Annotated in this window: 15 protein-coding genes; 12 read left to right on the forward strand and 3 right to left on the reverse strand. The window is 46.4% G+C overall.

All coding sequences use genetic code 11. From position 1 onward, the window contains the following. Positions 1–335: 335 nt before the first annotated feature. From U1I11_RS16645 to U1I11_RS16680, 8 genes are all read left to right on the forward strand, one after another. Entirely contained in the window at positions 336–1,625 is a 1,290-nt protein-coding gene (locus U1I11_RS16645; protein ID WP_322907259.1) for an ABC transporter substrate-binding protein, read from the forward strand. A gap of 164 nt (positions 1,626–1,789) precedes the next feature. Next, positions 1,790–2,722 (forward strand): carbohydrate ABC transporter permease, encoded by a 933-nt coding sequence (locus U1I11_RS16650; protein ID WP_416235472.1) that lies wholly within the window; start codon positions 1,790–1,792, stop codon positions 2,720–2,722. After that, positions 2,715–3,539, forward strand: a complete 825-nt coding sequence (locus U1I11_RS16655; RefSeq protein WP_322907260.1) for a carbohydrate ABC transporter permease — start codon at positions 2,715–2,717, stop codon at positions 3,537–3,539. Before U1I11_RS16650 ends, U1I11_RS16655 begins: the two co-directional genes overlap by 8 nt. A 428-nt stretch (positions 3,540–3,967) precedes the next feature. Beyond that, the gene (gene lacZ, locus U1I11_RS16660) at positions 3,968–7,060 is read left to right on the forward strand and encodes a beta-galactosidase, LacZ type (RefSeq protein ID WP_322907261.1); all 3,093 of its coding nucleotides are present in this window, start codon (positions 3,968–3,970) and stop codon (positions 7,058–7,060) included. A 323-nt stretch (positions 7,061–7,383) separates the two neighbouring features. Continuing rightward, on the forward strand, positions 7,384–7,989 hold the full coding sequence (locus U1I11_RS16665) for an esterase/lipase family protein (RefSeq protein WP_322907370.1): 606 nt from the start codon (positions 7,384–7,386) through the stop codon (positions 7,987–7,989). Between the two features lie 143 nt (positions 7,990–8,132). Next, positions 8,133–8,945, forward strand: a complete 813-nt coding sequence (locus U1I11_RS16670) for a helix-turn-helix transcriptional regulator (RefSeq protein ID WP_322907262.1) — start codon at positions 8,133–8,135, stop codon at positions 8,943–8,945. 414 nt (positions 8,946–9,359) lie between these two features. Continuing rightward, on the forward strand, positions 9,360–10,367 hold the full coding sequence (locus U1I11_RS16675) for a proline dehydrogenase family protein (protein WP_322907263.1): 1,008 nt from the start codon (positions 9,360–9,362) through the stop codon (positions 10,365–10,367). 280 nt (positions 10,368–10,647) lie between these two features. Further along, entirely contained in the window at positions 10,648–11,277 is a 630-nt protein-coding gene (locus U1I11_RS16680) for a VC0807 family protein (RefSeq protein ID WP_322907264.1), read from the forward strand. A 146-nt stretch (positions 11,278–11,423) separates the two neighbouring features. Here U1I11_RS16680 and U1I11_RS16685 read toward each other — a convergent pair whose 3' ends face one another. Beyond that, the gene (locus U1I11_RS16685) at positions 11,424–11,912 is read right to left on the reverse strand and encodes a PLAT/LH2 domain-containing protein (RefSeq protein WP_322907265.1); all 489 of its coding nucleotides are present in this window, start codon (positions 11,910–11,912) and stop codon (positions 11,424–11,426) included. 521 nt (positions 11,913–12,433) lie between these two features. On the opposite strand from U1I11_RS16685, the gene U1I11_RS16690 reads away from it, so the two are divergent. Then, a complete protein-coding gene (locus U1I11_RS16690) occupies positions 12,434–16,219 on the forward strand; it encodes a DEAD/DEAH box helicase (protein WP_322907266.1) in 3,786 nt (1,261 codons plus the stop codon). A gap of 19 nt (positions 16,220–16,238) precedes the next feature. Here the strand turns inward: U1I11_RS16690 and U1I11_RS16695 are convergent, their stop codons facing one another. Then, on the reverse strand, positions 16,239–17,357 hold the full coding sequence (locus tag U1I11_RS16695) for an HD-GYP domain-containing protein (RefSeq protein WP_322907371.1): 1,119 nt from the start codon (positions 17,355–17,357) through the stop codon (positions 16,239–16,241). 908 nt (positions 17,358–18,265) lie between these two features. Here U1I11_RS16695 and U1I11_RS16700 point away from each other — a divergent pair. Further along, the gene (locus tag U1I11_RS16700) at positions 18,266–18,583 is read left to right on the forward strand and encodes a cupin domain-containing protein (protein ID WP_322907267.1); all 318 of its coding nucleotides are present in this window, start codon (positions 18,266–18,268) and stop codon (positions 18,581–18,583) included. A 273-nt stretch (positions 18,584–18,856) separates the two neighbouring features. On the opposite strand, the gene U1I11_RS16705 is transcribed toward U1I11_RS16700, so the two are convergent. Next, a complete protein-coding gene (locus tag U1I11_RS16705) occupies positions 18,857–19,180 on the reverse strand; it encodes an MGMT family protein (RefSeq protein ID WP_322907268.1) in 324 nt (107 codons plus the stop codon). A 387-nt stretch (positions 19,181–19,567) separates the two neighbouring features. Here U1I11_RS16705 and U1I11_RS16710 point away from each other — a divergent pair, with 387 nt between their 5' ends. After that, positions 19,568–21,073 (forward strand): methyl-accepting chemotaxis protein, encoded by a 1,506-nt coding sequence (locus U1I11_RS16710; RefSeq protein ID WP_416235631.1) that lies wholly within the window; start codon positions 19,568–19,570, stop codon positions 21,071–21,073. A 475-nt stretch (positions 21,074–21,548) separates the two neighbouring features. After that, complete coding sequence (locus tag U1I11_RS16715) at positions 21,549–23,051, forward strand: PAS domain-containing protein (protein WP_322907270.1); 1,503 nt, start codon at positions 21,549–21,551, stop codon at positions 23,049–23,051. Positions 23,052–23,339 lie beyond the last annotated feature (288 nt).

Genomic DNA, 23,339 nt, shown 5'->3' on the forward strand with positions numbered 1-23,339 from the left:
TAGCCGAATAGCCGCACAGGAACATACATGCCTGTGCGGCTATTCTATATGCGATTGTTGGGATGGAGCGCTTTTGTTTTCAACATGAAATTTCGAAAAGAAAGATAAAAGCGGATACAATACCAATTTTTTTGCCTATCCTATCTAAATATAATACCAAAAAACAAAAATAATGCTAAATGATAACGCTACCAAAAGAAGCGGTGCCAATAATATCACAAATCCGTACAAATATATTCCTAACGACTGCCTAAAACAGGGTGGTAAGATTAGTTTGTCAATAAGCAAACGCTTTCAAAAGAAAAACACTATACAAGAGCAGGGGTTGAAACAAAATGAAAAAACTGATGTTTCTATTACTGGCAAGCGTGCTGCTGCTGTCCGCATGTTCCAGCGGAGGCGGAAATGCAAGCACAAGTTCTGATCCAGCCGCTAAAGAAATTACGATCTGGGCATGGGATAAAAACTTCAATGTTGCCGCACTCGAACTTGCTAAAGCCAAATATATGCAGTCCCATCCTGATGTAAAAATCAACATCGTTGAAAATGCACAGGCAGATATCGTACAAAAGCTGAACACAGGTTTGAACTCCGGTACAACGAAAGGCTTGCCTAACGTTGTCCTGATCGAAGATTATCGTTCACAAAACTTCCTGCAAGCGTACCCCGATGCATTCCGCGATATGTCCGACAAAATCAAAGCAGCGGACTTTGCAGATTACAAAATCGGGCCGACAAGCTATGAAGGCAAACAATATGGCATTCCATTCGACTCTGGTGTAACAGGTCTATATGTACGCACAGATTATTTGAAACAAGCCGGTTACACACCAGACGATCTGAAAAATATTACTTGGGATCAATATATCGAAATCGGTAAAAAGGTAAAAGCCGCGACCGGTAAAGATATGCTAAGCCAAGACCCTAACGACCTCGGTCTCATTCGTGCGATGATCCAGTCCGCTGGTTCCTGGTACATGAAAGAAGATGGTATGACACCAAATATCGCTGGCAATGCAGCACTGAAAAAAGCGCTGGAAACGTACAAAGCGATGTATGACGCTAATATCGTCAAACCAAACTCCGACTGGAGCCAATTCCTGGCTGCATTCAACAGCGGCGCTGTAGCTAGCGTACCGACAGGGAACTGGATTACACCATCCGTTAAAGCAGAAGCTTCTCAATCTGGCAAATGGGCAGTTGAACCGTTCCCAGTGCTAAGCGATGTGCCGAATTCGGTTCACGCTTCCAACATCGGCGGTAGCTCCTGGTATGTAATGAACGTAGATGGCAAAGATACAGCAGCTGACTTTATGGCTTCCACATTCGGTTCCGACAAAGACCTGTATCAAGAAATGCTGTCCAAAATCGGTATTATCGGCACGCTGAAAGCCGCTTCCGAAGGCGGTGCATACGATAAAGCTGACGAGTTCTTTGGCGGTCAAAAAATCTATGCTGACTTTGCTAAATGGACAACGGAAGTTCCAAAAATCAACTATGGTCTGCATACGTATGCGATCGAAGACATTATGACCGTTGAACTGCAAAACTATCTGAGTGGCAGTAAAGATGTAGACACGATGATGAATGATGTGCAAACACAAGCTGAAGCTCAACTGAAATAATCCGGACATTGTAATGAATGGGGAGATAAAACCTTGGGCGGATCGTTCAAGGTTTTATTTCCTTATTATGACCGGGGCTGCAAACCATACCTGAACTGTGTACGTCGCAGGCTAGCCTAGACAAAAAAACAAGCAAACCGGCGATACGAGGGAGATGAGACGATATGAAAACCGCTGAACCCGCATTGAATCCAAGTCAAAAAACAACACGCCGCCCACGAATGGGCAACTACATGAAAGAAAGCATTACCGGTTGGGTGTTTGTTGGCATCGCTGCCGCATTGATTGCTATTTTCTACTTTTATCCGATGATCCAGGCGCTGATTCTGTCCTTCCAGACAGGTAAAGGCATGAATTTGAAATTTAACGGTCTTGATAACTATGCACGACTGTTTGTCGACAGTACGTTTATCATGGCTGTCAAAAATACATTTATTTATTTACTGTTCCAAGTGCCGCTGATGGTCATTTTGGCACTGTTTATCTCAGTACTGCTCAATGATCGCAATTTGAAATTCAAAGGCTTTTTCCGGACAGCGATTTTTCTGCCGTGTATTACATCGCTCGTTGCCTACTCGGTTGTATTCAAATACTTGTTTGCACCGGATGGTCTCGTGAACTCGATGTTGATGGGCATTCATGTGATCGGCGCACCGATTCAGTGGATTACCGATCCGTTCTGGGCGAAAATTACGATCATTATCGCTATTACATGGCGCTGGACAGGGTACAATATGATTTTCTATCTGTCCGGTTTACAAAATATCGACAGTTCGATTTATGAAGCAGCACGCATTGATGGCGCATCAGCAATTCGTCAATTTTTCAGCATTACCGTTCCGCTGCTCAAACCGATCATCCTGTTCACCTCGATCACATCGACGATCGGTACATTGCAATTGTTCGATGAAGTGGTGAACATTACGAAGGGCGGCCCAGGTAACGCGACGACGACGATCTCGCAATACATTTACAATCTATCGTTTAAATATTCGCCTGACTTCGGTTATGCGGCAACCGTATCGTATTCGATTGTGATTATGGTAATCATTCTTTCCTTTATCCAGTTTAAAGTGGCAGGTGAGCGTAATGGCTAAAACGAAAACAACATTCACATATTTGTTTCTGATTATCGCCGCATTTATCTCGATCTTCCCGTTTTTCTGGATGATCGTTAGCTCGACGAATCTGTCGGTTGACGTTACACAAGGACGCTTGCTGCCAGGGGCTCATCTGCTGGACAATTTGACCAAGCTGACCGGTTCGGTTGACATTTGGACAGCGATGGGCAATTCAGCGAAAATCTCGGTTTCTACAACGATTTTGGCGCTGCTGATCGCTTCGCTGGCAGGGTATGGGTTTGAAATCTATCGCAGTAAAGCGAAAGATATCGTATTTAACATTTTGCTGCTGTCGATGATGATTCCATTTGCCGCTTTGATGGTGCCGCTGTACCGTATGTTCGGACAGCTCACCAACTATGTGTCTTTTATCGGGATCGACACACCGGCAGCGGTCGTGATTCCAACGATGACGACAGCGTTCCTGATCTTCTTTTTCCGTCAAAGCACGAAGATGTTTCCCAAAGATTTGCTGGAAGCGGGACGGATGGACGGGCTGAGCGAGCTTGGATTGTTTTTCCGCATTTATATGCCCACGATGAAAACAACGTATGCGGCAGCCGCGATCATCACGTTTATGTCGAGCTGGAACAATTACTTGTGGCCACTCGTTATTTTGCAAACACCGGAAAATCAAACGATTCCGCTGCTAATTTCCAGTCTCGGTTCCGGTTATGCGCCTGACTACGGTGTCATTATGCTGGCGATTGTAATCTCCACCTTACCAACTGCAATTGTGTTCTTCCTGATGCAAAAGCATTTTGTAGCAGGGATGGTCGGTTCGGTCAAATAATAGCTGTACAGCAAATGAACAGGAAGTGCTGCGGAAGATGGCGAGCTTTGGCACGTCTTGCGCAGCCTTCTTTTTTGGAAACTACGTAGTCGGTTAGGTCGTACGCGCATATGGAAGTGAGCGTGCAACTACCACTGTGCTATGCAATATGAGGATATATAACAATAAGGAAGTTAAACATTTGCTATTTTATTATGTTAAAAAGACAGGTATTCTCGTCATATAATAATAAGAGACTTTATGATATGGGCATGAACGTTTCGATCTGTGTAGGATTAGCTAACGCTTTGTCTGGATGCGGTGCATCCATTTGCATTGTGCGGACAACCTTCAGGTAGCAATGGCAAAGAGTCGTAGCGCCTCTTTTATACAGTTTGACGTGATGTTCATGTACATGCCATATTCAAAGCGAAATGGAGTGAATAGATATGAGCAAGACGGAAGCAGAAGTGACAGCACAACCGGTAACAGAGCCTTCATTAGCATGGCTGACCGATACGAGTGTATTTGCGGTTAATCGACTGCAAGCTTATTCGGATCATAAATATTATGCGACCGCAGCCCAAGCGCAAGCGCGCGGTACACTGGACTGGCGTTATAGCTTAAACGGGAGCTGGAAGTTTAACTATGCGGTCAATCCGGCAAGTCGTCCGCAACACTTTTATGAAAACGGGTTTGCCTGTGCAGGTTGGGGCGATATTGTGGTGCCTGGGCATATTCAGACGCAAGGTTATGGACAGATGCAATATGTGAATACGATGTACCCGTGGGATGGCGCTGAAGATTTGCGTCCGCCATTTATTTCCGCAGATAACAATCCGGTTGGCAGCTATGTAAAAACATTTACCGTGCCACAAGCGTGGACGGGCAGCCCGGTTTACATTTCGTTTCAGGGCGTTGAATCGGCATTTTATGTATGGCTGAATGGCAAATTTGTTGGCTATAGTGAAGACAGCTTTACGCCATCCGATTTTGATCTGACACCGTACATACAGGACGGGCAAAATCGCTTGGCGGTTGAAGTGTATCAACGCAGTACAGGCGCATGGCTGGAAGACCAGGATTTTTGGCGCTTCTCCGGCATTTTCCGCGACGTGTATGTGTATAGCGTACCTGAGCTGCATGTGCGTGATTTGCATGTGAACGCCGGTCTGGACGATAGCTATACAAATGGTGAGTTAGCGGTGAAGCTAACATTGGAGCAAGGGCAAGCGGCAGATGGACGTGCGGTGCTGGAATTGAAAGCGGCGGATGGACAGACGGTCGCATCTGGCGAAGTTTCGTTTGCAGGCGGCACAGATGGTGCAGTGGCAAGCTTTGACGCGACGGTGACGAATGTGGCGTCATGGAGTGCGGAAGACCCGTATTTGTACACATTGTACATTTCCATTTATAACGCAGCTGGTGAACTGACGGAAGTGATCCCGCAGCCCGTCGGATTCCGCCGTTTTGAAATGATGAACAAAGTGATGTGCATTAACGGCAAACGGATCGTATTCAAAGGCGTGAATCGTCACGAATTTAACTGCCGTACCGGACGCACTGTGACCGAAGCGGATATGTTGTGGGATATTCGTACGATTAAACAAAACAATATGAACGCTGTCCGTACATCTCACTATCCGAACCAGACGCGTTGGTATGAGCTATGCGATGAATACGGCATTTATTTGATCGATGAGATGAACTTGGAAACACATGGCTCCTGGCAAAAGCTGGGCGCGGTAGAGCCATCGTGGAACATTCCGGGCGATCTGCCGGAGTGGCAAGACATCGTCATGGATCGTGCGATCTCGATGGTAGAACGCGACAAAAACCATCCGTCAATTCTAATCTGGTCATGTGGTAATGAGTCGTTTGCCGGTCAGGTCATCTTAAACGTTGCTAACTATTTCCGTGAGACCGACCCAACCCGGCTTGTCCATTATGAAGGTGTGTTCCACAATCGTGATTATAACGATTCCAGCGATATGGAAAGCCGTATGTATGCAAAGCCACACGATATTGAGCACTATTTGAACAACAATCCGTCCAAGCCGTACGTTAGCTGCGAATATATGCATGCGATGGGCAACTCGGTTGGTGGTATGCATAAGTATACCGAATTGGAAAATAAATACGAGCTGTACCAGGGCGGTTTTATTTGGGATTATATCGATCAGGCAGTTGTGAAGCAAAACCGCTATGGTGACGAATATCTCGCTTATGGCGGCGACTATGATGATCGGGCGACCGATTATGGCTTCTGTACAGACGGTATCGTATATGCCGATCGTCAAGTATCGCCCAAAATGCAGGAGGTCAAATTCCTGTATCAAAATATTAAACTGACACCGGATCAACAGGGCGTCACCGTACGCAACGAAAATCTGTTTGCCGGTACAGACGCGTATGAACTGGACTATCGCCTGTACCGTGAAGGGGTGCTCGTCGCACAGCAGATGCTGACGGTCGATGTGCCTGCCGGAACGGAGCGTCATATCGAAGTTGCACTGTCACAATCTGCTACCGAAGCGGGAGAATATACGATCGATGCAGCACTCGTGCTGAAGCAAGCGACGCTGTGGGCAGATGCAGGTTATGAAGTATCGTTTGGACAGCATGTATTTATCGTCAATGGCGATAGCTCGGCTTCGGCAGCAGTAAACGTAGGCGAACTGCGCATTGCGGATGGCGATGTGAATGTCGGTGTGCATGGTGAGCAGTTTAGCGTAATGTTCTCCCGTGCGGTGGGCAGTCTGACATCGCTGCGCTATAGTGGACGTGAATACATTTCCGCACCACCAGCGCCACAATTTTGGCGTGCGACGACAGACAATGACCGTGGTGCTGGGCAGCATTTCACCTCGGCTGGCTGGTTAGCGGCAAGTTTGGCACGTCGTTGTACGAAGATGGAGCTGGACAAAGCGACCGATCATGTGACCGTTACGTTCGAATACGAATTTAGCATCCATGCCGATGTGAAAATGACAACTGCCTACACTGTACATGCAGATGGTCGTTTGCATGTACAATCGAGTTATAGCGGTGTAGCCGGTCTGCCGAATGTGCCGACCGTTGCGCTATCGTTTAAAATTCCGGCAGATTATCATCATCTGGACTGGTATGCGATGGGACCGGATGAAAACTATATCGACCGTGCTTTTGGCGCAAGATTAGGTACGTTTAGCAACGATGTTGCCGACAATGTGTCCGGTTATGTCGTCCCGCAGGAATCGGGCAACCGCATCGGTGTGCGCCGCGTCGATCTTACGGATGGAGGGCAGCGTGGACTGCGCATCACCTCTCCGGCAACAGCACCGGTCGAATGCAGCATTTCTCCATATACTGCATTCGAACTGGAAAATGCTGCCCATCTGTATGAGCTGCCGCCTGTGCATTATACCGTCGTCACGGTAGCCGGCAAGCAAATGGGAGTTGGCGGTGACGATAGCTGGGGTGCTCCGGTTCATGACGAGTACCAGATTCCATCCGACTCCAAGCTGACATTTGAATTTACGATCGCTCCATTGCTCGGGTAACGGAAGATTGGACGAGAATACATCGTGTTTCATATGTCAGTAGGTTTATTCTTTATATGTCACTAATGCAGATTAAAATTCAAGCAAACCTTGTTGTACAGGCATCTGTGCAGCAAGGTTTTTTGTGATTATGTATGTAATTATTTGACATTTAAAGCAAGAATATTATATAGTAAAGACGAATTACTATTCCTAAATAATAAGGAGGTATAAATAAGAATCAAAGATTGGAATGGAACTTTATTGACTGCTGCAATCTGATTACCACATAGTGCAATCAAAACAAACACATAATGTTACGGAAAAAGGAGACTATTTTAATGATGAAACGAATGTTTGCACTGCGCCTTACGGCATGTATAGTATTGTTGTTCGCACTCGTTGGCGCGACTGGAGTGACACAACCTGCAAAGGCAGCGACTGCACATACACCAATTATTTTTGTACACGGGCTTGGCGGGTCGGCAAGTAATTTTACATTTATCGAAGGGTTCCTCGCTCGTCAAGGTTGGTCGTCCAATGAGATGTATGCGATTGATCTGCCAACGAAAAATGGTGTGCAAACATTAAACGCTGCCGCGATCCGCAATTTGGTGGATGATGTGCTGGCACGTACAGGCAGTACAAAAGTAAATATCGTGGCGCATAGTATGGGCGGGGCGAACAGCCTGTATTACATTTTAAACTATGGTGGCGCAAACAAAGTGGATAAGCTGATTACACTTGGCGGGGCGAATCGTCTGACGACGAATCGTGCACCGGACGGCGTTAATGTCACTTCAATTTACACGCTGAACGATCAGATCGTTAGCAATTATTTGTCCAATCTCGATGGTGCGAACAATATTCGTATTTACGGTGTGATGCATATCGGATTGCTCGCTAACTCGACTGTAAATGGTCATATTTTGGACGCATTGCAACAGTAATGACTATAATGAATAATGAAGTAGTGATGTTAACGAACATCATATTTTGCGACGGGATCGACCAGGTGATCATTGCCTGTGTCGATCTTTTTTTTCTATACTGGAATGAAGACTCAAGATGATGGGCGAAAGGGGGAGTACGGATGGCGGATGTATCGTTTTATCGCAACCCACAGTTGCCTTTTGTGGAGGGCAAGCGTTGCCGTGCGGATGAACTGGCGTATTATCGGCATTTTCATCAGGAATATTCGATCGGCTGGATTCATAGCGGGCGTACGAATGCATGGTGTGACGGCAAGTTATGGGAGGTAGAGCAAGGGCGGATGATCAGCTTTCCACCGCAAATGCTACATGCATGCCATCCGCAGCCAGGGCTGGAATGGAGCTATGATATGTTGTTTATCGATCCTGATTGGTTGCAACGGATGGAGCAGCGTGAATTGGAGCAGATCGATATTCCATATTTGCTGTCCGCGCGCAAAAATGCCGTCTGTACCGTCCAGATGGAGGGGACGATGGCTGCGCTCATCCATGAGCAAGAACCGCTTGCTGTGGAAACGGAACTGATTTCGTTATTGCAGTTGCTGACCGATCGTGAACAGGGCGATTGGGAGCATCATGCCAACGGGGGGCAGGCAGATCGTAAATATGTCGGCATCGTGCAGGACTATTTGCAGGCGCATTTTCAGCGTTCGGTATTGTTGGAAGAACTGGAGCAGGTGACAGCGATTAGTCGTTTTCATCTGATTCGCCTGTTTAAACGATGGCAGCATTTGCCCCCACATGCGTATCAAACTTTGCTGCGCATCAATTATGCCAAAACCGAGCTGCACCGTCAGCGTCCGATTGCAGAGGTAGCAACCGAAGCGGGCTTTTATGATCAAAGTCATTTTACCCGTATGTTTACCCGGGTAGTTGGTGTCACGCCACATCGATATAAATTGTCGGTTATATAAATTGGATGTGGGATACCGATGGGGTTATTACGCAAACCCGGATTAATTTGAGTTGTGCAGTCGGCTTAAGCTCTTATTCATAAGAATTTCAGCACAAAATCAAAGTTGGAATTTAACTTGGTTTGCGTACTATTAGGCTGTCTCAAGTAAAAAATTTGTTTGAACGTACGTTAACCGATTCATCATCAAGTGATGGTTAGATCGACAAACTGTAGATATATTTAAGACAAGCTATTATTGTTTTCACCGTTTTAAATAGTGGTTTTGAGAGTTGATATCTACTTGTGTCAATAAGGATATAAAGTAAATTTAAAATAAAGATTATGATACGGTATCGAAAAAAAGCAATAGAGCAATTTTGTACAATATTGAGTCTCTCTGCTGCGCTAATGTATAGGGCAGGAGGGATGGACTATGAATATAATGATCCAACGTCAGCAACAACTGGAGTCAGGCGCGGCAGCGGCGTTAAAGGCGCTGGCACGTCGTCCGGATATTAAAATGCAAGTAGAGCACAATCCGCAACTGTATGCGCTGTTGCAACGTGCGGCAGCGCGCTATGTGACCGGAGAACGGCGATCCGAAGCGCTTGAAATCGCGGCGCAACTTATAGACGAACATTATGCGGTGTCGCTCGAATATATCGGGGAAAATACGACATCAGCCGAACACTGCCGGCAAGCAACAGAGGAGCTGGCAGGGCTGTTAAGCGAGCTGGCAGAGCAGGGCATCAACGGTCGTGTATCGTTCGATCTATCGCATATCGGTCTGCTAGTGGACAGTGAGCTGGCACTTCAGCATTTGCTAAAGCTGGGTGAGTTATCGCAACAGCTAGGAATTGAGCTGTTTATCAGTATGGAGGAATCGGCAAAAACCGATGCCATCCTCCATCTGTATCATCAGGCAGCAGCGCTCTATCCGCTCATTGGCATCACCTTGCAGGCGCAACTACATCGTACGTATAACGATGCGTCTGCCTGGCTCGCCAGCGGTACACGTGTACGTCTCGTTAAAGGAGCGTATGAGGAGCCGGAGACGGTAGCATTGCCACGCTCCAATGAGCTGGATCGGCGCTATGTAGAGCTGGTGGAGCTGGCGCTCCAGCGTGGCTGCCATCTCTCGCTTGCCACTCATGATGAGGCGCTGATCGAGCGTCTGCTGCAATTTGACTGGCAAGCGGCAGCATCTGTAGAGCTGGAACTGTTGTACGGTATCCGACCAGAACTATGCGTCAGGCTGCGCAAGCAAGGCGTTCCGGTACGTGTGTATTTGACATATGGACAAGAATGGTATTTGTACTTATGCCATCGCATCGCTGAATATCCGCCCAATTTGTTTCAGGCGTTGATCGATATTGTAGATGGTGGGCAGGCGGCGCCTGTACTGCAATATCGATGGATGAAGCAGGATGAACTAGAGTGAGTGTACTATTTGATGAAAGTAACCGGGCAGAGGACGCTATAGTGGCAAAATTGTATATGCAGCATCGTTAGGCGATGCGAATGCGAAGTGGATAGCTGTTATACAGTTACTTGAATGTTAAACGGTGATCGTGCAAGATCGTTATGTGTGCAAATAAAACGATAAAAATGTTGATGCGATTCAACCTATAGGTGGAGACAGGATCGATCTGGCGGTAGATTCAGCAGTACAGCCTATCTTTTATGATGAATGTACCAACCTTGAACAGGAGCTGACAATCATGTTAAATGTATTGAAAAGCCGTACCCTTTTATTGAATCTGTTGCTGAACGGATTGCTGCCGTGGCTTGGGTATGTGCTGCTCGCGCCGCATATCGGCAGTCTGCCTGCACTGTCGATCGTGACGATGATTCCACTAGTGGACAATCTAGTTCATTTTATGCGTCACCGCAAGCTGGATACGTTTAACGGATTGATGCTGACCGGATTTGTGCTTAGTTTGATTATGGTGCTGTTAGGTGGTAGCGAGAAGTTGCTACTGATGCGCGAATCGCTTATTACCGTAGTGATCGGGCTGGCATTTCTCGGTTCATTATTGCTCCGCCGTCCGCTCATTTTCCATATGGTTCGTCGTTTTAGTCAAGGTGTTGATCCGGAGCAAAATTGGGCTTACCCGTATTTCCGTCAAGTGATGCGCCGTCTGACATTGCTGTGGGGCATAGCGCTCGTGCTGGAAGCCGGACTGAAGCTACTGCTGATCACCGTACTGAGCACATCGCAAATGCTGGCATTGTCCTCGCCATTGTTTTATGCTGTAATCGGGTTGACCGTAGTGTTGACGATTGTATACAAACGCCGTGCTGGTGTGCGGATGCAGCAGCTTAAGCAAACACAGACAGAGGCTGCCTGAGTGTATATCATATGAACGAGCGGTAGATAATATGGACTGGACACCGAGCAAGCATGAACCAAAATGAACATACAAAAAGAGTAGCGTGCGCTACTCTTTTTATAATTTAGTATCTATGCATACGCTATCATACCGTGTGGACAGCGTTATTGGTTCGGTTTAATCGTAATTGTATTGTTATGTTCAGCATCGATCCAGGAATGACCGGTAAAGGAGTACGTTTTGCTGCCTTTTTGTACAAGTACAGTAGATACATACCAGCCCGGTTTATGACCTTTTCCATCATGACGTAAAGTGATCGATTGGATCGTTCCTACATCGATAGCAGAGAATCCTTTGTAAAAGCGCTCATTTTGTTCGAACCCGGAATTGCCTAATGCAAATTCGGTACTGCCTGCTGTACCATTAATTCGGATCGTGACATTAGCGCCAGTTCCGGCATCAGCTACATCCGCCGTTCTAATTGTAATACCGTAAGCTACATTTGCTTGAGGGGTGATAAGGGAAGATGAATCAGAATGAGTCACATCATTGGTAATAACGATTGGTGTGACAACATCGGATGCAGATGCAGGTAGAGCTACACATAAAGCTACAATAGACGCAGTAAGTACAGAAGATAATTTTTTCATCATAATCCTCCATTTGTGTTTTATTTTGGTAAATCATGCTTAGTATAACATTTATCTAACATATAATAAACATATGTTACAATAAAATACATTATATTACATTTTAGAAGATGAAATAACAAACTACATATTTTGTTATTATGATCAAAATGAATAGCAAAACTCCCCACTGGCTATGTTGGCATGACTCTTTTCTGTATTGAATGATGAGCAATGGTATCGCAATGCGTATTCGTTTGCCGGAGGAATTGGCTAATGTTCAACTGCGGGTGCTGTACATGTACTATGGCATAATACAATATACATGTACATTGTTCAGCCTTGTAGGTCGATCGCTACAGACTGCTCGGTTGGAGTTTGGGCATGCGGCTATATTTTTCATTCTGGACTTATTCATACTTAAGTTTAGGAGCATCTAGACGTACTATAAAAGGAAGACAGCTTATGACAAGGAGTGTGCCTATGCTTAACTATAAAATGATAACTTTTATATATCCAACATACGCTTTGGCGCGGAGTGGGCGATGAGTGAACGTATGCAGCCACAGTCGATTCAGCGTCTATGTGGACAGGTGTCATACACAAAAGGGATGACGATGTACCGTACAGGCAAAGTCGGATTTACCCGTTATGATGATCAAACAGGCGATTATGCAGCAGAGGTGCAAAGTCGCCGTGATGTCATAGAGCATGTACAGATTTGTATGCATGCAGAGCAACCATTGCAGGCGATATGCACATGCCCGTCGCTTGCTTCGCATCGTTATCATTGTCAGCATATCGCAGCGGTGCTTATTTATATGTATGAATGTGAGCAGCGCGGAGAGCCGCCATTGCTCGTAACGCCTTCGGCAGCGGTGCGTAATGCAGACGTAAATACGAATGTTACAAATAGCGATGATCGGCAGCAGCATTCGGTACAGCATAAGCGGAATAGCGCCGCTTCCAAACGAGCTGTACCTGCTCCATCGCTATCGGAACGAACGATGAAGGCTGTAACATCGATCGATGACGTTTTTGCGTCGAATGACTACAGTTCACCTGATCCATACGATCACGACGTCTATGCCCAACACGAACAGCTAACCGATGAGTTATTGCAACTGTTTCGTGAACCGCCACGGCGGGCAGCTGTGCGGCGGCGTTATTTGGAGACACGAGATATGTTGGCGCTGGATGTGTTCTGTCATCCGCTGCTGTCTGGCAATGGGCAATATCGCCTCGGCATAGAGCTGCGTATCGGTAAAACACGTACATTTATCGTGCGCCAGCTCCGGCGTTTGCTGGATAGCATCCGTCGTGGGGAAAGTTATGCGGTGACGACCCGCTTCGCGTATGATCCGGAGCTGCACAGCTTTGCGCCAGCGGATGATCGTCTGTTGCGCCAGTTGATTGGCATCGCTGAAGACGAGCTGCCTGCACAGTCGGCAGCGGTGCACGCCCGAGCAGGGCAGCATCCAGAACGGTTACTGTTTGTGCCTCTGTCACACTGGGTCGCTCTGCGCTCTGCACTCCGCCAATGCCGGTCTGTATATATAGTACAGCCGGATCGTACAGAGTTACCGCTGATCTGGTCACAAGAGCGGTTGCCGTTGCAATTTGAGTTGGACAGGGACGGAACCGATTATACAGCCCAGCACGAAACCGCTACGCCGTCTGCCTCGCTACAACGTGCTGAGCGAGGCAAGCTACATGCTGCGACTACACAGGCAGATAGGGTATCCACAGAGGCGATCTATGTACCATTGTCGTCTGCACTACAATCGGTCAGACATAATCCGAATGATCAGCATACCGAGCCGCATTATGTACTGCGTGTACACGGATTGGAGCCGCTCATCATCATGGAAGCTTATGAAGCGGTAGTCAACGGCGCGGAATGGATCGAGCTGGAGAGCGAGCTTTGCCGCCGTTTAAGCGGTCTACAGCAGCTGCTACGTCAAACGGCGGGGCAGGATCAGGATAAGCAGCATAATAGAGCTAATGGAGCGCAGCAACTTCATCTGTCTACGAGGCAGTTGGAGCCGTTCGTACGCGGAGTCGTACCGGAGCTAATGAAGCTGGGACAAGTGCAACTGACTCGCAATGTTTCCGACCGGATCATGCAAACTCCACTACAAGCGAGACTGTATTTGGATCGAGTGCGTGATCGGTTGCTAGCAGGGCTGGAATTTCAATACGGTAGTCTGATCATAAATCCGCTTGAGCCGGAACAGACGGTAGCAGATGAGGAGCGGATCGTATTGCGTGATGGGGAGCGAGAAGCGCAAATTTTGCAGTTGATGGATGAGGCGGATTTTACAGTGACTGAAGGCGGTTATTTCCTGACTGATGAAGATGCAGAATATACATTTTTGTATCATATCGTGCCTCGTCTTGAACCGTTGCTGCATGTGTATGCGACCTCGATCGTCAAAGCGATGTTGCAAAATCCACTGTCTCCGCCAAAGCTGACCGTGCAAACTGATCAGCGGCATGATTGGCTGGAAATTCGGTTTGCAATTGACGGCATTCCCGAAGCGGAAATTCGGCGTGTGCTAGAATCGTTACAAGAGCAGCGGCGGTATCATCGTTTGCCCAATGGTGCTTTTCTGCCACTCGAAGATGAAGCGTTTCGCCAAATTGCCGATTTTATTCGTCGTACCGGTATGGCGGCGCCCGGTGCAGGTGTGAAGGAAACAGGTGTGACGGACACGCATGAGGGGGTATTGTTCCGACTGCCGGTGCTGTATGGGTTGGAGCGGCTTGATGTGCGTGATGAAAATGAAGCGGTACGCTTTGATCGCTCACTGCGCCGTTTACTGGAACGATTGGAGCAGCCTGGACGCCAGCATGAGCCTGTGCCGGTTACGTTGGAAGCGATCTTGCGCGATTACCAGCATGAAGGATATCAATGGATGCGTACGCTGGCAAGCTACGGGTTTGGCGGCATTTTGGCTGATGATATGGGGCTTGGCAAAACATTGCAAACCATCGCCTTTATCGTCTCGATGCAGGAGCAGCTACGCCGGAGCGGCAGACCGGTGCTGATCGTAACGCCAGCTTCACTTATGTACAACTGGCAATACGAGTTGCAGCGCTTTGCGCCAGAGCTACGCGTACTGCTGATCGATGGCAGCAAAGCGGAGCGTAGCGCGCGCTGGCAACAGGTGCTTGCACAGGAGCCGGATATGGAAGCGATGCGGCGTACAGGCATAGGTGCCAATGAACATGCATCGGCTAGCGCTGCCGCCTCAACACCGCTTGATGTCGTGATCACCTCGTATCCGCTGCTGCGTATGGATCGCGAACTGGCTACGACACACGCGTACTATACGCTCATTCTCGATGAAGCGCAAAATGTCAAAAATGCGCTTACCTATACGGCAAGAGCGGTGCGAGATATCGTGGCAAAGCACCGTTTTGCGCTTACCGGTACGCCGATTGAAAATTCACTGTATGAGCTATGGTCGATTATGAGCATCGTGATGCCGGGTCTGCTCGGTACACGGCGCGAATTTGCCGATCTGTTGCCGGATACGGTCGCTCGGCGTGTACGTCCATTTATTTTACGCCGGATGAAAACGGATGTGCTGCACGAACTGCCGGACAAGCAAGAGATGACGCTCGTCTCAGAGCTGTTGCCAGCGCAAAAAGTGCTATATGCCGCTTATCTCGCCCAGTTGCAGCAAGATGCGCTCAAACATCTGTATGAGCGGGATCAATCCGACCAGCAGCTACGCATTTTTGCCGGGCTGACCCGATTGCGTCAACTTTGCTGTGATCCTGGATTGTTTGTCGAGGATTATAACGGCGGCTCAGGCAAGCTCGATCAACTGCTAGAACTAGTGCAGGATTATCGGGATTCCGGGCGCAGAATGCTTGTATTTTCACAGTTTACCGGTATGCTCAAACGGATTGGCAACAAGCTGCACGATCGCCAACTCCCTTTCTTTTATTTGGATGGAAGTACCGCTGCTGCCGAACGTTTGGAACTATGCAATCGATTCAATGCAGGGGAACAGGATGTATTTTTGATATCACTCAAAGCTGGAGGAACCGGGCTGAATTTGACGGGAGCGGACACCGTTATTTTGTACGATCTATGGTGGAATCCGGCAGTGGAGGAGCAGGCGGCAGATCGCGCTTATCGTATGGGACAACAGCGCAAAGTGCAGGTCATTCGTTTGATTACAAGGGGAACGGTGGAGGAGAAAATGCTGGAGTTGCAGCAGAGCAAACGCGAATTGGTCAGCGAGATTATCCAGCCCGGTCAGGCGCAGTTAACGTCACTGACTGAGCAGGATATACGCGAATTGTTGATGCTGTAATGTAGTTGTGTCATTGTCATCATGGGGTTGGGGAAGTCATATGAGCGTTCATGCCTTCCACCTCTGTAATCATGATCGAATGATGGGCAAGCAGATCAATATCAAATGGTGCTGTTAAGCGTTCGCCAGCTTCATTGAACAAAATGCGCACAATCGGTCGCTGTGGAATCGAAGTGTGAATATGTACGACGACACCTTTAAGACCATTGCTAAGCGTCACGGTTACACCGATTGGATAAATGGCAATCCGGCTTTTGAATATTTCTAGCATCGAACGATCGTATAATGTACCGGAACCGGAATAAAGCACATCAAGCGCCTGATGCGGCAGCATCGCAGAGCGATATACACGACTGGTCGTGAGCGCATCGTACGAATCGGCAATACCGATCCATTTGGCGTATTCGTGAATGTCCGGTTCTTTAATTCCACGCGGGTAACCGCTGCCGTTCAAACGTTCATGATGCTGGTACGCACAGTGAGCGGCGAGCAGCGGAATGCCTGGCTCGTCTTTTAAAATTTTGAAGCCATATTCGGTATGCAGCTTGATGATATCATATTCTTCATCGGTCAGACGTCCGGGCTTGAACAAAATCTCGTCCGGAATATACGCTTTCCCGATATCATGCAGCAAGGAGCCGATGCCGAGCACACGCAGTTCATCAACCGAGTACCCGTGCACTTTGCCCAGCAGCAACGTATAAATGCAAACGTTAAGCGAATGATGGTACAAATAATGATCTTTTGTATGCATGCTCATGAGCATTACCATCACTTCCGGGTTCGCACTTAGCTCCGTTAAAATGGAGTCTACGATGCCGGTAAATGATTTGCCGATAATCGGATAGTTGGATTTCTGCACCCGCGGATCGGCAATACTGGAAAATTGAGCGCGCAATTGTTTGAGCGCTTGGCGTTTGACTTCGGCTGAAACAATGTCGTTAGCTACAATATCAGCAGTATCCTTATCCTGAATATAGACATAGTCCAGCCCGTGATTACGCAGTTTTCGGATGATTCCGGCAGACAGCTCCGCACCTTCGGTCAACAGAACGACACCTTCGTCATTGTAGATTTTTTTGGCTAATCGCATTCCGGGTTGGAGCGAAGTAATCGATAACAGCCTCAATAGAGTCACTTCCATCTGTTCAGGAATTATCACCGGTCAGCGTTGAAATTAGATTAGAGGAGCGGTTAACTAGCTGACACAATGATATGTAGGAATGAGGACGATGCATTGGAACATATCGTGTTACATTATGGAGAAAAAACATGTGGGTGAATCTTTAACATATTTACTATATATATCGTCAATTGTAAGTCAATCTATAATGATTATAGGATGTATTTTGAAAATGCGATAGACTTGTAATCTAAAGTTTGCTTTATGAGTAAAAAAAACATTTTCTAAATTATATTTAAGTTACTAAAATGTATAAATAAGGTGAGTAAACAGAGAACGGCTTCATGAATACTATGATAAAGGTAGCATAATATGGATTTTAATTCTTTTTAATGGAATTTAATATGAATGTAAATAAGCGTATGCAGCGTGCAAACCGAACGCCCTGGATACGCTTATTTTTGTATAACATACAAAGAATATGTAGTCAGCGATAGGAGTGCAAAGCGAGTAAATAGTCGATCCGTAATAACAGTATGACATAAAAGTGGAAAAACAATAATTTCTGGACAGTGACTCTAATAATGTGACGATATTGTGTCGTATATGTGACAAGGTGTGATATAAAATACCAGAAAAAACAATATAATGTGCTTTTTTTGTATTTCAAACGCTAAAAATCGACCTTTTATATGGATTATAGTCGAAAATAACTATACTATCTTTTTATTTTTTTTGATTTAATACACTATATCTTTGTTTTCAAACATGTTAATATGGATATCAATCATTGCTTTTACTAAAAAACCAACAAGTTAGCAGATGAGGCTCAAAACAGATACATATTTCCGACGAATAAGTAACTTATTGTGACCTCAACCTAACATTCAGTTGATAAATCTTATAAAAAGGAGCTGGGAAGGATGAGTAATGCAAGCTTGAGTAATAACATTGGAATCTGGGAATTGGTGGAGCCTGGTGTAAGGCGCAAAGTATTCGAGCCAGGACGCGCGATGATGATGATGGAGGTTCACTTTGAAGCCGGTTCCCAAAGTAGCGAGCATTCACTTCCTTACGAGCAGATGAGCTATTGCATGAAAGGGCGATTTGAAGTCGTAATCGGCGGTCAAGTGCATCAGCTTAGCGCTGGCAAAGCGCTCGTCATTCCTGCAGGTGTGCCACACTCCGCCCGTGCGCTTGCGCCAGGCATCTTGCTCGACTCCTTCACCCCGGCGCGCTAAGCGATGTTGGAATCGTGCAGATGAATGGCAATCGATCCATGTTTGTGTGGCTTTGCTTTCCGTGCTTTAGCCATTGCTATGTATACGCTCATCGATTCTATGTAGCATAAAAGCCTGTTCCTTTTAAATGGGGAACAGGCTTTTATTATGACAGCGTCCATATTGTTACGGCGGTATGTGGAATATGCTGTTAAACTCGCTGCCTTCTTGGTGATGCTTTATATAGTACATTGTCACAACACGACTTTAATACCGTCCCGCTTGTTGTCACATTTATTGTTCCGCTGGTAGATCAGGCTCAAAACGATAGCGATCGAGCGGAATACTACCATCCAGCATAAACACAATCCCTTCTTCCTCTAGCCGCAAACGCTGCTCCTCAGCAGCATCAGGGTCACCGAGTGCGATTTGTCCGTATTTGTTCACGACCCGATGCCAAGGCAATTGCTGCGGTGTACTTAGCGTATGTAAAATGCGCACAACCTGTCTTGCGGCGCGCACACTACCTGCACTTGCGGCAACGCTCCCATAAGTCATTACTTTACCAGGCGGAATAGAACGAATAATCATCACGACCCGTTGTGTAAATGGTTGCATAATTATACTCACCCCAACTTATTTTAGACATAAATTCCATATGAAAGTTATATCAGTAACAATCAATAAAGTGTAAAATAATTTAATTTTAATGGAATAAATGTTTTATTTATACATATAATCCATAATATTTAACGAAATTTATCAAAAAATGTTTCATAAAGTCGAATAATAGGTACAAAGACTTATAATATTTTAAAATAAAAGTTCGAATATAAACATAGTGCTACTAAATTACTATCTTAATCATAAGATAATGCTACGTCTTTAGTAGGGCAGGCGTTAGCTACTAAATCATTTTAAACACCAATATATGTAGGCGGCAGTGTTGGAATAACATCAACTCGGCTGTCATGCCGATCAAAGGAGAATGTTAACATCATGTCTATTTTTTCCATTAAACGTAATGCTGCTGAACTTCAACCATTGCTGGACGCTATGCGCAAATTGGTAGAGCAACCAACAAAGGGAGTAAATCGTCTACAATTGCAAACGGAAGACCCAACGATGCTTAGCATTGTAACATATATGAATCAAATGTTGGATGAGGCGCGCGAGCAAAATGAATATCTCGCCATCCGCATGAATCTGGTAAACAAAGCGGTTCATCTTGGCTTATGGGATATGGAAATCATCGCCGGCGATCCGATCAATCCGAACAATGAATTCACTTGGACTGATGAATTCCGCCATATGCTCGGTTTCCAGACTGTACAGGAATTTCCGAATGTACTCGATAGCTGGGCATCACGTCTGCATCCGGATGATCAAGGTTGGGTATTGCAAGCCTTTTCGGATCACTTACTCGATCATAGCGGACGCACTCCGTATGACATTCAATACCGTCTGCAACTGAAAACAGGCGAATATCGCTGGTTCCGTGCCACCGGCACAACGATGCGTGATCCAAAAGGCGTACCGCTGCGCGTAGCCGGTGCATTAATAGATGTGCATGATCGATATATTAGTGACGAGAAACACCAAATGTTGCTTACCCGCTACGATCTGATCAACAAAGCATTAGTGGAAGCGCCGTGGGATATGATTGTCGAAGCGGGCGATCCGATTAATCCGAACAATGAATTTTGGTGGTCGCCTCAATTCCGCCAAACGCTCGGTTTTCAAGATGAGCGTGATTTCCCCAACATACTGAGCAGTTGGAGCGATCGTTTGCATCCGGAAGATAAAGAAATGGCATTGGACGCTTTTGCCGCACACTTGAACGACCATACCGGACGCACGCCATTTGCGGTAGATTATCGTCTGCAACTCAAAAGTGGAGAATACCGCTGGTATCATGCAGGTGGCACGACGAATCGTGATGCACACGGTGTTCCGTTGCGTGTAGCGGGTACGATTCGCGATATTACGTTTGAGAAAACAAAAGATACCGTTGTGACGGCAATGACAAGTCGGATGGAGCAACTATCGCAATCGATTTCTGAAATGACGACAGCGATCACATCCGTTACCGGGCAGGCGCAAGAACTTGCCGGGGCGCAGGAGCATTCAACTGAAGCCGCAAACCGCGCCAAAATCAGCGCCGACGAAACGCAAAACATCTCCAACTTTATCCGCGAAATTGCCAATCAGACGAATATGCTCGGTTTGAATGCCTCCATCGAAGCGGCGCGAGCTGGGGAGATGGGACGAGGCTTCTCGGTCGTGGCGGACGAAGTGCGCAAGCTGGCGATCAACAGTGCCGGTGCGACCGAAAATATTGAGAAAAGCTTGAGCGAAATGAAAGATCAGATTGAGAAAATTTTGTCCCAGATTAGCAATATGACAGTGCTGACACAATCGCAGGCTGCACTGACCGAGCAATTAAATGCATCGATGGACGAAGTGAACTATATGGCACGTTCGATTGCAGATTTGGCAAAACAAATTTAATGCGCGTTTGCTACCAAGCCAATAAGCATACAATCGTATATTAGCTTGTCTCCTTCACAAGCTGAATATGAAGTGAATGGTCGATATGTAGCATTCCTATATGGTTACAGCAGCACCGACATGTACGCCCTTGATAGAGCATACGTGTCGGTGAGTACTTGCTTCTGTATCTTCCCAAGTTGTATTAACATACAAGCAACCGAATCTGTATAACGCTATTTTCGGTATACGCTCAGTCTGATCACATTCCGAGCTTATACTATTATTAAATATAAATGTTTGCGATAATCGCACAAATTACTAAATTACTGTATTAACAAAGAGACAACTTTAGGATGAGTAAAGCAATAACGTCAGGTCTTTCGCAAGGCAAGAAGTATTCACTTGCCAGCTAAGATAAACATTCAAAGAAGCGGCAGCAATGGAACAGAAATGTATTCGCCTGCTGAGCCGTGCAAAGGAGAAGGTCAATATTATGTCCATTTTTTCCGTCAAACGTAACAACTCTGAGCTGCAACCATTGCTTGATGCTGCGAATAAGCTGGCAAAGAACCCTTCAAGTCGTCTGCAACTGCAAACGGAAGACCCGACTATCGTTAGTGTAGTGACCTCTGTCAATGAGGCGCTGGAACGCTTGCACAAACAAAACAAATACATGTCCGTCTGTATGAATCTGATGCATCATTCGATGAATACAGCTTTTTGGGATATGGATATCGAAGATGGCGATCCACTCAATCCTAAAAACGCTTTTTCTTGGACAGACGAATTTCGCCATTTGCTCGGTTATCAAAATGAGCAGGATTTCCCTAATGTGATGAACAGTTGGTCGTCCAGCTTGCATCCGGAAGATCAAGAAGCAACGTTTGCAAAATTTATGGGTCATTTAATGGATCACAGCGGACGGACAGCATTTGATACTCATTACCGTCTGCGGCTGAAAACAGGAGAATATCGCTGGTTCCGTGCAACAGCGGAAACGGATCGCAATGCACAAGGTGTACCGGTGCATACGACAGGCGCGCTAATTGATGTGCACGACAAATATATGCGCGATCAACAGTTGGAACAGCTGGTGGAGCGTTATGATTTGGTCAGCGAAGCACTTGTTGAAGCACCGTGGGATATGACGGTAGAGGCAGGCGATCCGGTCAATCCGAAAAACGAAATCTGGTATTCGTCCCAATTCCGTCAAGCGGCTGGCTTCCAAACTATACAAGAGTTTCCAGATGTACTGAGCAGCTGGAGCGATCGTTTGCATCCGGAAGATAAAGAGCGGGTTGTTAATGAATTTGCGAATCATATGCTTGATCATAGCGGACGGACACCGTTTGATACCGACTACCGTTTGCAGCGTAAAAATGGCGAATATCGCTGGTTCCACGCTAACGGCACGACCAAACGTGATGCGAAAGGCATACCACTGCGTGTAGCAGGCACATTGCGCGATATTACGTTTGAGAAAAATAAAGAAGTGGTCGTGGCGGCGATGACCGAACGGATGCAACATCTGTCACAATCGATCTCCGAAATGACGATAGCGATCCAGTCGGTTACCGGACAGGCGCAAGAACTGGCGGGAGCGCAGGAACATTCGACGGAAGCGGCAAACCGCGCCAAAATCAGCGCTGATGAAACGCAAAACATCTCCAACTTTATCCGTGAAATTGCCAATCAGACGAATATGCTCGGCTTGAACGCATCGATCGAAGCGGCGCGAGCTGGGGAGATGGGACGTGGTTTCTCCGTCGTAGCGGACGAAGTGCGCAAGCTGGCGATTAACAGTGCCGGAGCGACTGAAAATATCGAGAAAAGTTTGAGCGAAATGAAAAACCAGATTGAGAAAATTTTGTTCCAAATTAGCAATATGACGGTGCTGACACAATCACAGGCAGCATTGACTGAGCAATTAAACGCCTCAATGGATGAAGTGAATCATATGGCGCGCTCGATTGCCGAGTTGACGCAGCAGATTTAAACGCTCACTTTTTTGATCTGGGGCGGTTAGCTTTGCAGTAGATAAGTTCATTTCGAGCATAGACGCTATAGCCGTTTTGCCGACGTTGATCTTGGATGGCTCTGCCCTGTTGTTCATCGTCCCTATCTGCCTTGGCATGGTGGGGACGATTATCTATGTGCGATTGTTCACCTCATAAATTTGCCGAAATGTATGTATCCTTATCACGCCTATACTAGCTATAATCATACTTATGAATAATTTATTATCTTAAATAAAAATGAAACTAGGTCTTGCGCAGGGCAGTTT

Origin of the sequence: Paenibacillus campi (assembly GCF_034659835.1) — a bacterium.
Classification (GTDB): Bacteria; Bacillota; Bacilli; order Paenibacillales; family Paenibacillaceae; genus Saccharibacillus; species Saccharibacillus campi.

What these genes read in the sequence shown, in the direction of transcription:
- U1I11_RS16700 (WP_322907267.1), top strand. Translation starts at nt 18,266, where the DNA reads ATGAGTAATGCAAGCTTGAGTAATAACATTGGAATCTGGGAATTGGTG.
- U1I11_RS16665 (WP_322907370.1), top strand. Translation starts at nt 7,384, where the DNA reads ATGAAACGAATGTTTGCACTGCGCCTTACGGCATGTATAGTATTGTTG.
- U1I11_RS16690 (WP_322907266.1), top strand. Translation starts at nt 12,434, where the DNA reads ATGAGTGAACGTATGCAGCCACAGTCGATTCAGCGTCTATGTGGACAG.
- U1I11_RS16715 (WP_322907270.1), top strand. Translation starts at nt 21,549, where the DNA reads ATGTCCATTTTTTCCGTCAAACGTAACAACTCTGAGCTGCAACCATTG.
- U1I11_RS16645 (WP_322907259.1), top strand. Translation starts at nt 336, where the DNA reads ATGAAAAAACTGATGTTTCTATTACTGGCAAGCGTGCTGCTGCTGTCC.
- U1I11_RS16675 (WP_322907263.1), top strand. Translation starts at nt 9,360, where the DNA reads ATGAATATAATGATCCAACGTCAGCAACAACTGGAGTCAGGCGCGGCA.
- U1I11_RS16705 (WP_322907268.1), bottom strand. Translation starts at nt 19,180, where the DNA reads ATGCAACCATTTACACAACGGGTCGTGATGATTATTCGTTCTATTCCG.
- U1I11_RS16655 (WP_322907260.1), top strand. Translation starts at nt 2,715, where the DNA reads ATGGCTAAAACGAAAACAACATTCACATATTTGTTTCTGATTATCGCC.
- U1I11_RS16650 (WP_416235472.1), top strand. Translation starts at nt 1,790, where the DNA reads ATGAAAACCGCTGAACCCGCATTGAATCCAAGTCAAAAAACAACACGC.
- U1I11_RS16680 (WP_322907264.1), top strand. Translation starts at nt 10,648, where the DNA reads ATGTTAAATGTATTGAAAAGCCGTACCCTTTTATTGAATCTGTTGCTG.
- U1I11_RS16670 (WP_322907262.1), top strand. Translation starts at nt 8,133, where the DNA reads ATGGCGGATGTATCGTTTTATCGCAACCCACAGTTGCCTTTTGTGGAG.
- U1I11_RS16685 (WP_322907265.1), bottom strand. Translation starts at nt 11,912, where the DNA reads ATGATGAAAAAATTATCTTCTGTACTTACTGCGTCTATTGTAGCTTTA.
- lacZ (WP_322907261.1), top strand. Translation starts at nt 3,968, where the DNA reads ATGAGCAAGACGGAAGCAGAAGTGACAGCACAACCGGTAACAGAGCCT.